Annotated in this window: 15 protein-coding genes and 2 riboswitches; of the genes, 10 read left to right on the top strand and 5 right to left on the bottom strand. The window is 43.9% G+C overall.

The genetic code is table 11. The features are described from left to right. Positions 1-53: 53 nt before the first annotated feature. Together VQ00_RS08665 and VQ00_RS08660 are read right to left on the bottom strand one after the other, a co-directional pair. The gene (locus VQ00_RS08665) at positions 54-533 is read right to left on the bottom strand and encodes a hypothetical protein (RefSeq protein WP_046179754.1); all 480 of its coding nucleotides are present in this window, start codon (positions 531-533) and stop codon (positions 54-56) included. A 93-nt stretch (positions 534-626) separates the two neighbouring features. Then, positions 627-899 (bottom strand): carboxymuconolactone decarboxylase family protein, encoded by a 273-nt coding sequence (locus VQ00_RS08660; RefSeq protein WP_245618090.1) that lies wholly within the window; start codon positions 897-899, stop codon positions 627-629. 312 nt (positions 900-1,211) lie between these two features. Here VQ00_RS08660 and VQ00_RS08655 point away from each other — a divergent pair, with 312 nt between their 5' ends. From VQ00_RS08655 to VQ00_RS08645, 3 genes are all read left to right on the top strand, one after another. Beyond that, entirely contained in the window at positions 1,212-2,030 is an 819-nt protein-coding gene (locus tag VQ00_RS08655) for a basic amino acid ABC transporter substrate-binding protein (RefSeq protein WP_046179753.1), read from the top strand. A gap of 64 nt (positions 2,031-2,094) precedes the next feature. Continuing rightward, positions 2,095-2,760: an amino acid ABC transporter permease gene (locus VQ00_RS08650; protein WP_046179752.1), complete on the top strand. Its 666-nt coding sequence runs from the start codon at positions 2,095-2,097 to the stop codon at positions 2,758-2,760. Further along, positions 2,747-3,469: an amino acid ABC transporter ATP-binding protein gene (locus VQ00_RS08645; RefSeq protein ID WP_046179751.1), complete on the top strand. Its 723-nt coding sequence runs from the start codon at positions 2,747-2,749 to the stop codon at positions 3,467-3,469. The genes VQ00_RS08650 and VQ00_RS08645 overlap by 14 nt, the downstream gene beginning before the upstream one ends. A gap of 34 nt (positions 3,470-3,503) precedes the next feature. Here VQ00_RS08645 and VQ00_RS08640 read toward each other — a convergent pair whose 3' ends face one another. Continuing rightward, positions 3,504-5,201 (bottom strand): AAA family ATPase, encoded by a 1,698-nt coding sequence (locus VQ00_RS08640; RefSeq protein WP_046179750.1) that lies wholly within the window; start codon positions 5,199-5,201, stop codon positions 3,504-3,506. A gap of 150 nt (positions 5,202-5,351) precedes the next feature. On the opposite strand from VQ00_RS08640, the gene VQ00_RS08635 reads away from it, so the two are divergent. The 7 genes from VQ00_RS08635 to VQ00_RS08610 all read left to right on the top strand — a co-directional run bounded on the left by VQ00_RS08635 (position 5,352) and on the right by VQ00_RS08610 (position 10,173). Beyond that, positions 5,352-5,789, top strand: coding sequence for a peptidylprolyl isomerase (locus tag VQ00_RS08635; protein ID WP_046179749.1), 438 nt, complete (start codon positions 5,352-5,354; stop codon positions 5,787-5,789). A gap of 118 nt (positions 5,790-5,907) precedes the next feature. Next, positions 5,908-6,009, top strand: a riboswitch (TPP riboswitch). A gap of 133 nt (positions 6,010-6,142) precedes the next feature. Further along, positions 6,143-6,316 (top strand): energy coupling factor transporter S component ThiW, encoded by a 174-nt coding sequence (locus VQ00_RS18080; RefSeq protein WP_245618089.1) that lies wholly within the window; start codon positions 6,143-6,145, stop codon positions 6,314-6,316. Further along, positions 6,309-7,109, top strand: coding sequence for a hydroxyethylthiazole kinase (thiM, locus tag VQ00_RS08630; RefSeq protein WP_046179748.1), 801 nt, complete (start codon positions 6,309-6,311; stop codon positions 7,107-7,109). The genes VQ00_RS18080 and thiM overlap by 8 nt, the downstream gene beginning before the upstream one ends. Position 7,110: 1 nt before the next feature. Then, complete coding sequence (gene thiD / locus VQ00_RS08625) at positions 7,111-7,914, top strand: bifunctional hydroxymethylpyrimidine kinase/phosphomethylpyrimidine kinase (RefSeq protein WP_046179747.1); 804 nt, start codon at positions 7,111-7,113, stop codon at positions 7,912-7,914. Further along, entirely contained in the window at positions 7,914-8,543 is a 630-nt protein-coding gene (gene thiE / locus VQ00_RS08620; RefSeq protein ID WP_046179746.1) for a thiamine phosphate synthase, read from the top strand. Before thiD ends, thiE begins: the two co-directional genes overlap by 1 nt. A 112-nt stretch (positions 8,544-8,655) precedes the next feature. Further along, complete coding sequence (locus tag VQ00_RS08615) at positions 8,656-9,558, top strand: diacylglycerol/lipid kinase family protein (protein WP_046179745.1); 903 nt, start codon at positions 8,656-8,658, stop codon at positions 9,556-9,558. Positions 9,559-9,660: 102 nt separating this feature from the next. After that, positions 9,661-10,173: a divergent PAP2 family protein gene (locus tag VQ00_RS08610; RefSeq protein WP_046179744.1), complete on the top strand. Its 513-nt coding sequence runs from the start codon at positions 9,661-9,663 to the stop codon at positions 10,171-10,173. A 32-nt stretch (positions 10,174-10,205) separates the two neighbouring features. Here the strand turns inward: VQ00_RS08610 and VQ00_RS08605 are convergent, their stop codons facing one another. Both VQ00_RS08605 and VQ00_RS08600 read right to left on the bottom strand, forming a co-directional pair. Further along, a complete protein-coding gene (locus VQ00_RS08605) occupies positions 10,206-10,481 on the bottom strand; it encodes a hypothetical protein (protein ID WP_046179743.1) in 276 nt (91 codons plus the stop codon). A gap of 174 nt (positions 10,482-10,655) precedes the next feature. Then, the gene (locus VQ00_RS08600; RefSeq protein WP_046179742.1) at positions 10,656-11,915 is read right to left on the bottom strand and encodes an NAD(P)-dependent malic enzyme; all 1,260 of its coding nucleotides are present in this window, start codon (positions 11,913-11,915) and stop codon (positions 10,656-10,658) included. A 232-nt stretch (positions 11,916-12,147) separates the two neighbouring features. Further along, positions 12,148-12,253: riboswitch (SAM riboswitch) on the top strand. The last annotated feature ends 90 nt before the right edge of the window (positions 12,254-12,343 follow it).

The raw sequence follows: 12,343 nt of genomic DNA, 5'->3' as shown, positions 1-12,343 counted from the left end.
CGGACAGTTCCTTTTTTATAAAAAAAAGGCCTTTTAACAAGGCCTTTTGTGCATTAAGCAAATTTTTTCGCATTCATTGAAACAACGTTTGATTCTATCGTAAATGGCAAATCAACGTGCCGTTTTTCAAGTTCGTCCACACTGACGTCGCGCACGAGTTTCAGTGCTTCTTTTTTAAATGAGTTTGTGACAAATCCCTCATTTACTTCACATAGCTTCCTTAAGTAGCGAAGGGTTTCCTCTGTCATCATTTCCCGGACAGATCCATTGTTCAATTGGCAGATCAATTTATGGCGAAGGCCTCTCATTATGCCAATTTGATCAACGTGTGCTGTAACGTTTTCATCGTTTTCCGCAACAAAGCTAAATGAAATATATTTTCCCTGTGACAAATCGACATTCGTAAAGACCGGATTCGCATATGTTTCACCGGATGAAAGTGTAATAGACTCAGCTTCCGCAGCACCGCCCAGCTTACGGCTGTTGGCAATAACCATGTGAATATCTTTGAGCCCATGAAGCATTCCATTCATGAATTGTCCCTCTTTCCATTGTCGTTCTTAATTTCATTCTAAAGGGAATGATAATCATTGTCAATAAGATATTAAAACGGACAGAAGATTATGTTATTCTTCAATAATCTCTTTTAAAATGGTTAAAGCTTGCTGAACACGGGGAAAACCGTTGTAGGGGAGACATTGAATGATGCATTCTTCTACTTGCTCTTTCGTCAGTCCCGCATTCATCCCGCGTTTAATATGTGTGGCAAGCTGCGTATGGGCACCTTGCGTAACGAGTGATAAAATGACAATTAAAGCCTGTTCTTTTTTATCAAGGTGGGGCCTTCCGTAAATTTCACCGTAGGCTTCAATAATCCATCGCCGAAAATCTGGTGCCACTCAGTCAAGTAGGTCGCTCATCTGGCCATCGACTGGTTTTTTCCCATCCTTCATCCATATATTCCGCAAAAACATTTACCCCTTTTTCAAATCTATTCATTTTTCCATCCCCCTATGACACACTTATTCAGGATTAATCTGAAAATTCCTTCTTTATGCAAAATGTATTCACTTTCATGCATTATTTAAGCAAATAATGGCAATATTAGTGAATAACCATGCATAAAAATTAACTTTTTCTTTAAAATGATTGATATTTATGCAGGAGCGAGTTATTATTTTACTATACAAAAAAGATAAGGGGTTATTACCATGACATATTTATTTAAAAAAGCAGCGGTTGCAATGGCCGCGAGTTGTGCATTGTTTTTAGCAGCATGCGGCGGCGGTGAAGAAGAAAATGGCGGTTCAGGATCAGAAGACAAAAAAGTATTGAATGTCGGAACGGAAGCAACCTTTGCACCGTTTGAATTTATGGATAAAGGAGAATTATCAGGTTTTGACGTTGATCTTCTCAACGCTGCAGCTGAAGAAGCAGGCTATGAAGTCGACATTAAAAACACAGGATGGGATGCGATGCTAGCAGGTCTTCAAAGCGGCCAGCTTGATATTGGCATGTCCGGTATTACCATTACAGACGAGCGGAAAGAAACATATGACTTTTCAGTACCATATTTTGAATCTGTCACAATGATTGCTTATAAGGAAGGGGCAAGCATTGCATCGGCTGAAGATTTGAAAGGCAAAAAAGTAGGTGTTCAAAACGCGACGACCGGCCAGTTTGCGGCTGAATCAATTATTGGGAAAAATGACAGCTCGATTTCAAAATACAAATCAGCGGCTTTAATGTTCCAGGCACTTCAAAGCGGAGATGTTGAAGCCGTTGTAACAGATATCGCTGTAGCGGTTGAATATGCAAAATCAAATCCGGATGCCGGTGTTGAAACAATTACGGATGAGCAGTTTGTGCCGGAATATTACGGCATCGCCTTCCCGAAAGGCAGCGAATATAAAGCGGAATTTGATAAGGCATTAAATACGCTATATGAAAATGGAACATATGCTGAAATTTATGAAAAATGGTTTGAAGAAGCGCCAGATATGGAAACATTAAAACAAGCAGCACAATAAAGGGAAAATGGCTGTCCACTTTTTGCCGGGCAGCCGTTTTTTATGAAAGAAAGGAGAGAAAAAAATGGATTTTCGTTTTGACATTGTAACTGATTATATGCCTTTCTTCTTAAGGGGGATGGGTATTACCATTGGCGTTTCTCTTGCCGGTGTTTTGATGGGCCTTATTCTAGGTCTTATAATAGCTCTTGGTAAAATGTCGTCTAATAAATGGATTCGTCTTCCGTTTAACATTTATATCAACATTTTTAGAGGTACGCCTCTGCTCGTGCAATTATTAATTATACACTTTGGAATTGTGCCGATGTTTATGTCGCCATCCAATCCCCTCGTATCGCTCGTCATTGGCCTTTCGCTAAATTCTGCTGCATATATTGCGGAAATTTTCCGGGCAGGTATACAGTCGATTGATAAAGGACAGATGGAAGCAGCGAGATCGCTTGGCATGACACGTGTACAGGCAATGAAGCTTGTTATTTTGCCGCAAGCGGTTAAACGGGTCATTCCGCCGCTTGGCAATGAATTTATTGTTTTATTAAAAGAATCGTCGCTTGGCTCAGTAGTAGCTGCGCCAGAGCTTATGTATTGGGGACAAGCTGCTGCAGGAGAATATATCCGTGTTTGGGAACCGTACATTGCGGTAGCGTTCATTTATTTAATTCTGACGCTGTCATTGACTTATTTGATGAATTATGTTGAAAGGAGATTGAGTACCGATGATCAACGTTAAAAATTTAAAAAAATCCTTTGGCGATAATGAAGTGCTCAAAGATATTTCGGTTGATGTTGCTCCACAGGAAGTGGTTGTTGTGATCGGTCCGTCTGGATCAGGAAAATCAACCTTAATTCGTTGCATAAATATGCTTGAATCGATTAATGGCGGTCATGTTATGATCGACGGTAGAGATTTAACAGACAAAAAGACGAATATTAATGAAGTCCGTACCGATGTCGGCATGGTGTTTCAGCATTTTAATTTATTTCCGCATAAAACCATTTTAGAAAATATTACGCTTGCGCCGATCAACGTACGCGGCATGAAAAAAGCAGAAGCGGAAGAAAAAGCAAGCGTGCTGCTCGCAAAAGTTGGTTTAGCCGAAAAAGCGTCCGCTTATCCGGAGTCATTATCAGGCGGGCAAAAGCAGCGTGTAGCGATTGCACGCGCGCTTGCGATGGAGCCGAAAATCATGCTGTTTGATGAACCAACGTCCGCACTTGATCCAGAAATGGTCGGCGAAGTACTTGAAGTCATGAAGCAGCTGGCGAGAGACGGCATGACGATGATTGTAGTAACGCATGAGATGGGCTTCGCGCGTGAAGTCGGCGATCGGGTTATCTTTATGGATAACGGCTATATTGTGGAACAAAACGAACCGAAATCATTGTTTGACGCCCCGCAGCATGAACGAACGAAAGCATTTTTAAGTAAAGTATTATAAAAAAAGGATGTCTCCAAAAATGGAGACATCCTTTTTATTGCTGATGAATGAGCATTTCAATTTCTTCGCCGTCGAGTGTTTCTTTTATCATTAAGTCTTCAACGAGACGGTCAAACGCATCGCGGTGTTCTTCAATTAATGTTTCCGACCGTTCAAGCGCGACTTCAAATAACTCATTCATTTTCGTTTCTTTGTCTGACTGGCGGAACGTAAGGGAGAAACGGTCTTGAAAAATACCGGTGTCGACCATGCGCTCCAAAATTTGTTTTGCCTGCTGCACGTCACCGCTTACCCCAATGGAATGCTCACCGAGGTAAAGACGTTCTGCGACACCCCCGGACAAAATCATGGCAACCTGATCGATCAGTTCACTCGCTGTCGATAAATGGAGCTCTTTCGGAACCGGGGCCACGTAACCGAGTGCCTGCCCACGGGGAATAATCGTTGCTTTTCGGACTGATCCTGGCTTTGTCAGGGCGGCCACAAGTGCATGGCCGGCTTCATGAATCGCCACACGCCGTTTTGTGGCAGGGTCTGCCAGCGGGCGTGTTGTTGTACCAAGAATCGTCCGGTCAAGTGCGTAATCAAAATCTTTTTTCTCAATCGTATCGCGGCCGCTCCGAATCGCACTGCGGCTCGCTGTTTCAAATAAAGCGGACAATTCAGCGCCGGAGAAACCGACTGTCGATTCAGCCAAGTCAGGAAGCATGGCTGCCGCATTATCGGTTAAATTCCTTCCTTTGGCGTGAATATCGATAATTTCTTTGCGCCCTTTTGCATCTGGCAAGGTGACATGAAACGAGAAATCAATGCGGCCGGGACGAAGAAATGCTTCGTCGAGCATATCGCGCCGGTTTGTGGCAGCGATAAACAAAAGGCCGTTATTATCGTGGCCGCCATCAAGCTGCACAAGCAGCTCGGTCAGCGTTTTTTCCCCTTCTTCACCGCCATGCGCTTTTCGGCGTCCGGCCAAAGCATCTACTTCGTCAATAAAAATAACTGCCGGTTTTTGTTTGCGTGCTTCAGTAAACAAGCTGCGTACACGTGACGCACCGACACCTACAAACAATTCGGTAAAAGCGGAACCGCTTGAGGAGAAAAAAGATGCGCCAATTTCACGGGCAATCGCTTGGGCGAGCAATGTTTTACCTGTCCCGGGCGGACCGTATAACAGGATGCCACGCGGTGGTTCGATACCAAGGCGGGTAGAAAGATCTTTTTCTTTTAAAATCGACAATGTCTGTAAAATGTCTTCTTTCATTTCATCAGACAAGCCTCCGACATCTTCAAGCGTAATATCCGGAAGCGGACGTGCCTGTGAAAGACTGTTTTTCATGGAGTGGGCCACCCCAATGCCACCTTTTTTTCGATAAAAATAAAAACCAATTCCAGCCGCTGCCAAAAGAATTCCGATTAAAATCCAGTTTTCATACGCTTCCGCTTTTACATATTCATAGCGGATATTGTATGTTTCATTTAAACGGTCAACCGCATTGCTTCCCGGGGAAATATAAGAAGTAAATTCGCCATTTTGTGTGGAAATATGCAGCGTGCCGTCAGGGTGTTCCTCAAGTCCGACCACCTGACCATTTTCTTCTTGAATAATTGTTTCAACTGATGAAAACGGAATGACGGTTGTTTTATTAGCGTCCTGTACGTACCAGAAAACGCCAGCTGCCAGCAGCAAAAAGAGAATAGCCGCTTTCCACCACACTCCGGGACGTGTCAACATAAACATCACACTCCCTTTACTAGTCTTCCTCTATTATAGAAGAAAACGAGAATAGATGAAAGCGGAAAACATTTCTACAAGGCACTCTTGTTTTAAAATCCGATACTGCGTGGTATGATAGGGAAGATTAAAATTAAAGGAGCGATTATTTTGACAAAAAAAGGATATATCCAATTAAAAGACGGCGCGAAAATTGAATTTGACCTGTTTCCGGAAGCTGCACCGGGTACAGTTGAAAACTTCGAAAAACTTGCAAATGAAGGTTTTTATAACGGTGTAGTATTCCACCGTGTTATTCCTGGATTTGTTAGTCAAGGAGGCGACCCGACAGGAACTGGAATGGGTGGACCTGGCTACACAATTAAATGTGAAACAGAAGGAAATCCACATACACATCAAGAAGGATCTCTGTCAATGGCGCATGCAGGCAAAGATACGGGCGGCAGCCAATTTTTTCTCGTTCATGAGCCACAGCCTCACTTAAATGGTGTTCATACTGTTTTCGGTCAAGTGACATCAGGCATTGAAGCGGTAAAATCAATGAAAAATGGCGACGTCATGGAAAAAGTTGAAGTATTTGATGCATAATGTATCGCGGCCGACGATGAGTCGGCCTTTTTTACTGCAAGAAGACCGTATTTATTCTTATTATGCATAGTTGACGAGCCTGATGGGACTGTGCAAAAATAAAACAGACAAATCAATAAAAGCCTACTGGGGGTGCCTTCGGGCTGAGAGAGGATTCGTTCCTTAACCCCAACGACCTGATCCGGATCATGCCGGCGGAGGGAAGTAGCAATCACTGACGAAAAACCGGCTCAGCGCATTGCTGAGCCGGTTTTTTACGTTAAGGGCCTATTATTTCATTTGTTTACACCTGAAAAGATGGAAGTTATGTCTTTAATGGCTGCACTTGGCGTGACATTTATGGTGTTATTGCATTGCTCGCGTCAGTACCAATCGCAAATCTATTTCTTGGTATGGAAGCAGCGGCTCTTGCGTTTATGCCGACATTTCTGATCAGCAGTGTGACCGGGTCCATTTTAGGGCTGTTGCTTGCGGTCCGCTTAAAAAAACAAGGATGTTTAATAGAAAGGACGGATTCAAATGAATAACGAACATACAGCACAGCTTCTTGAAAAAGTAAGAAACGAAAAACCGCTTGTTCATAATTTAACGAATACAGTTGTCACCAACTTTACTGCAAACGGTCTGCTTGCGCTCGGAGCGTCTCCCGTTATGGCGGATGCGGTCGAAGAAGCGGCAGATATGGCACGTATTGCTGGAGCAGTCGTTTTAAATATTGGCACACTCACCGCAGACAAAGTAGAGGCAATGATTTTGGCGGGGAAAGCAGCCAATGAAAAAGGAATTCCGGTTTTGTTTGATCCGGTCGGCGCGGGTGCCACACCATACCGGACAGAAAGCGCCAAGCGTATATTATCTGAAGTGAATGTCGATATTTTAAGAGGAAATGCAGGTGAAATTGCGGTGTTGTGCGGCCGGGCGATTCAGGTGAAAGGTGTCGATGGCGGCGGAAATGAAGATGTGCGGAAACTCGCAAAAGAAGCGGCAGATATGCTTAGTACCACGTGCGTCATTACGGGCAAAGAGGATATCGTTTTCGGCCAGGAAGCGTACGCCATTCAAAACGGCGACCCAATTTTAACGCGCGTAACGGGTACGGGCTGCTTGCTTGGGTCCGTCATTGCTTCTTTTTGTGCTGTTGAAAGAAATTATGCGAGAGCCGCAGCCGCAGCATTATCGTTTTATGGCGTTGCAGCCGAACGGGCAGCTGAGGTGTCCGGGGCAGACCAGCCTGGTACATTTGCGGTCCAGTTTTTAAATGAATTGCATAAAACCGGCCGGGAAGAAATTAGCCAAAACGGCAAAGTGGAGGTGCTATAACATGAGCATTCGTAAAGCGCTAACCATTGCGGGATCGGACAGTGGCGGTGGTGCCGGCATTCAAGCTGATTTAAAAACATTTCAAGAGCTTGGTGTGTTTGGCATGTCCGCTTTGACGGCTGTAACCGCTCAAAATACGCTCGGTGTCCATGGAGTGTATCCAATGACCGCTGAAGCAGTGGAAAAACAAATCGATGCAGTCATGTCGGATATCGGCGTGGATGCTCTGAAAACGGGCATGCTTTTTTCAGCTGAGATTATTGAAGCGGCTGCTCGAAAATTACGAGAGTATAAACATCAAAATGTTATTGTCGATCCGGTCATGATTGCTAAAGGCGGTGCTTCTCTTTTGCAGGAAGAAGCAACCGAAGCATTGAAAAAAGTCCTGCTTCCTTGCGCACTTGTCGTAACACCAAATATTCCGGAAGCGGAAGTAATCGCCGGCATGAAGATTACGTCAGAAGCAGATAAAAAAGAAGCGGCGAAGATCATTGCGTCACTTGGCGTCAAAAACGTGTTGATTAAAGGCGGCCATGACGAAGGAGCTAAAACGATTGATTTATTATACGATGGAGAAAGCTTTCACACGTTTATCGGCAAACGAATCGACACAAAAGACACGCATGGAACCGGGTGTACGTTTTCTGCAGCCATGACAGCCGCAATCGCCAAGGGCGCTTCCGTCCGTGCAGCAGCGGAAACCGCCAAGCAATTTATCCAGGCGGCTATTGAAGACGGTCTTCACATCGGTGAGGGGCACGGGCCGACAAATCATTGGGCGTATCGTCAGCGGGGTGGAAATTGATGAAAAATGAACAGTTGGCGGTCTATTTTATTGCCGGAACCCCGAATTGTCCTAAATCAATTGAACAAACGCTGGAAGAAGCAATTAAAGGCGGCATCACGATGTTTCAGTTTCGTGAAAAAGGGGAAGGCGCGCTGACGGGAGAAGCGAAAAAAGCGACAGCTCTTCGACTTCAATTGACATGCCGGCAAGCAGGCATTCCATTTATTGTGAATGATGATATCGAGCTTGCAGTCGAAATCGGTGCGGATGGTGTACATATCGGACAGGAAGATGAAGCGGCATCAATCGTTCGGGACAAACTAAAAGGCGGCATTGTCGGCGTATCCGTTCATACAATGGAAGAGTTTGAAGGAGCGATTAAAGACGGTGCCGATTATGTTGGCACAGGTCCCATCTATGCGACAGCAACGAAAACTGATACGCGTCCCGTTGCAGGCATATCTTTAATCTGTCGCATGAAAGAGCGTTACCCTGAATTTCCAGTTGTCGGAATTGGCGGCATTACACTGGAAAACGCCGGTGCCGTTATAAAAGCGGGAGCGGACGGGGTATCAATTATTACAGCCATCAGCATGGCAGATGATCCCGCCGCCGCCGCCGCTTTCTTAAAAAAAGAAGCGCAGTAAAGAAAAAATGTCTTCGCAGAAGAAGAAATATTTTTTAGGAAAGAAAAAGAAACAGGCCTTTTTTCATGCTATGATGTAGAAAATCTTATTTTGGATAAGGCCGGGTGAAGCAATGTACCTATTTATTGTCAACCCGTCTGCCGGAAACGGACAGGCGGGTTCATTGTGGAAAAAAGTTGAAGCGATTGTGAAAAAGAAAAAAATTCAATATGCTGTACTCATCGGCGGATCCGAAGCATCAGCCCGCGATTTTATCTGGAACCAAATGAAAGCAGGAAATGTGAAAGCTGTTGCCGTCATTGGAGGCGATGGGACCCTCAATGCTGCCCTCCAGGATCTTGTGCATTCCAACACGGCAATCGCCTTGCTTCCGGCAGGCTCTGGAAATGATATCGCCCGTATGTTCAGATTGACGAGAAATCCCCGTCTTTTTGTGGAAAAGCTTTTAGCGGAGAAGCCGAAAACGCTTGACGTGCTAAAAGTAAACAATAGCTTTGGCTTAACGGTTTCTGGTATTGGACTCGATGCCTATATCGCAGGACGGGCAGCCAAGGCGTTTTATAAAAAACCGCTAAACAAAGTGGGCGCTGGAGGACTTTCGTACAAACTGAGCGCACTTGAGACTATTCTTCGCTATAAGCCGTTTAAAAGTACGGTGACCATCGATAAAGAAAAGTATGTATCTGATCGCACATGGATGATTGCCTGTGGAAATACATCATTGTATGGCGGCGGGCTTGTCATCTGTCCATATGCACACCCGATTGATGGGGTTGTGGATGTGACAATCGTTCATTCCGTCAAACGAAGCAGTCTGCTTTTTCGGTTGTTTCCCCTTCTGATAAAAGGGGAGCCTGTTTTGCGAACAGGGGTCACATATAAAAAAGGGAAGAACATGACCATTCAAACGAACCGTCCTGTCCCAGTGATGATTGATGGTGAAGCAATCGGCATGACACCTGCAGCCGTTTCGATTCATGAAAAAGCGATTAAAATGATTATGACCACGCAATAAATTATCTTTACCTGCATATAAAAATCTTTTTTTGGGTATCAAAAGAAAAGAAGGTGGATTCATGGGCTTTTACAAAATAGTCCGTGGAGTGGAGGGGTATGAATGGAAAAAATGAATCGTGGCATTTTAACGGCAGTATCAGCAATTGGTATTGCACAAGGATTAAAAATTATTACTCATAAAAAATTGAGTGGGGAGTGGGACTGGAAGCAGGCATTCACAACGGGCGGCATGCCAAGCTCCCACTCAGCAGGTGTAGCGGCATTAGCTTCTTACGTAGCAGCAAATAAAGGCTGGCGCCATACGGAAACGTCACTCGCCACCGTATTTGGTGTCATTGTTATGTATGATGCACAAGGCATCCGCCGCCATACGGGCGAAATTGCGCAGCTTGTGAATGACCTTGAAGACAACCTTGTTAAATTTTCCGGCGAGTTTCCAAGTTTTGAATATGTACAACGCGAAAAAGAACTGAAAGAGCTTCTTGGCCATCAGCCGGTGGAAGTGGGAGCAGGCGCCCTATTAGGGGTATTGCTAGGTTTTGTCTCTGCAAAAATTGAGGACGGCATCCGAAAATCAGAACGACGCCTAGTGTTAAGAGAACATCAAGAATAAATAAAAATAAAAAGCACCCGGCGGGGTGCTTTTTATTTTAATAGTTGGAATACGATATGACGGTTCATGACCGGTTTCAGCTTAAAAAGAACGTGGCTCATCACTTCTTTTTTCATAACGGCTGAAACGGCCGGCGAGAGGGTCAAAGATTGGATGAAAAGTGTTGCGCGGCGTTCAATATAGTGGATAATTTGATCTTTGTAAAACAAGTCGCGCTTAGCGATTTTCTCCTCAATTTCGTTTGTAAGCTGTACAGCAAATTGCGTGACAGAATACTCGACTCCACCGTAAAATTCAGCTACTGTCATAGCTCATTCACTCCTTCCTCCGTTTCCTATTTGTCAATACTTACTCTTATATCTTAACATAAAATTTACAAAACTTTAATACTTGGATGATATTTATTTACAATTCCTTTTATTTATATGTTGAAAACATCTTTTTATACATAAAAAAACCCTGAATGTCAGGGTTTTTTATGTTCAAGATATTGTTAAAGCAGTTGGGCGAACTTGAAGAGAAGAAAGCTGGTACGTTTTATGGCGGATTGCTTCAACTGACACATGTTTTCTTGCCACCCCAGAATCTATTGCTGATTGTGCAACAGCAGCAGCTACTTCCGGTGCGACACGCGGGTCGAATGCAGAAGGAATAATGTAATCTTCCGAACGCTCATGGTCGTCTACAAGAGAAGCAATAGCATATGCGGCAGCTATTTTCATTTCTTCATTAATATCAGAAGAACGTGTATCAAGCGCTCCGCGGAAAATGCCTGGGAAGGCGAGAACATTGTTTACCTGATTCGGAAAATCAGACCGCCCAGTGCCGATAATGCGGACACCTGCTTCTTTTGCTTCTGCCGGCAGTATTTCCGGATTTGGATTAGCCATTGCAAACACGATCGCATCACTGTTCATTGTTTGTATCATGGCAGGTGTCAGTGCTCCCGCTACAGATACACCAATAAACACATCGCTGTTTTTCACTGCTTCTTCAAGCGGTCCGTTCACTTTATCTGGGTTTGTAAACGAAGCGATTTCTTCTTTTACTGGATTCATACCGACAGCCCGTCCTTCATAAATAGAGCCTTTCGTGTCGCACATAATGATGTTCTTCACCTCAAATTGATGAAGGAGTTTTGCGATAGCGATACCGGCTGAGCCGGCGCCATTTATGACGATCTTTAATTCGTGAAAAGACTTATTCACAATTTTCAATGCGTTTATTAAACCCGCAACAGTGACAATAGCAGTTCCATGCTGATCATCGTGAAAAACAGGGATGTCCATTTCTCGTTTCAAGCGCTCCTCAATAATAAAGCAGTTTGGTGCTTTAATATCTTCTAAATTAATTCCTCCGAAAGAAGAAGCGGTCAATTTGACCGTTTTAATAATATCTTCAATATCATTAGTGTTAATGCAGATTGGAAAGGCATCAACCCCACCGAAATTTTTAAATAAAATAGCTTTTCCTTCCATGACGGGCAGCGAGGCATCAGCTCCGATATCTCCAAGTCCAAGAACAGCGGAACCGTCTGATACGACCGCAACTGTATTTGCTTTCATCGTATAATCATAAATTTTTTCCGCGCTTGCATGAATGTCAAGGCAAGGCTCAGCCACACCGGGTGAATAGACAAGGCTCAGATCTTTTAAACTCGTAACTGACATTTTTGCGGTTGTTTCCAGCTTTCCCTGGTAATGACGGTGAAGATCAAGTGCGTCCTGTCGAAAATTTTTCAATGAATTCCCTCTTCTCTCTGTTATAGTACAGTTTTGATATTGAGATTTATTTTATAACACAGAATCAACAATATCAACAATATCAACAAAATTTTCTGAAAATTTATTTTTGTATTGTATCGTCTTTTTAAATGATTGTAAATAGAATTGGGCAAAAAACGTCCCGGAAACAAAAAGGTTGTCAGCTTTCTCTTTTTCCTGTACATTATAAAAAATAAGACTAACTAAACAAACCTTATCAAGAGAAGCGGAGGGACTGGCCCGACGATGCTTCAGCAACCGGCCCGAGTGGCAAAGGTGCTAAATCCAGCGGACCGACACCGTCCGGAAGATGAGAAGAAGTGTAAAAACAAGCCTTCTTCCAGGGAGGCTTGTTTTTTTTATCCCGCATTAGCGGGCAGTAAGACTCCCTTTCAAGATTCTCAGAA

The organism is Domibacillus tundrae, from assembly GCF_000970675.1.
Taxonomy (GTDB): domain Bacteria; phylum Bacillota; class Bacilli; order Bacillales; family Domibacillaceae; genus Domibacillus; species Domibacillus tundrae.
The sequence above is the reverse complement of the archived record's forward strand: the minus strand, read 5'-3'. Positions and strand labels throughout refer to the sequence as shown.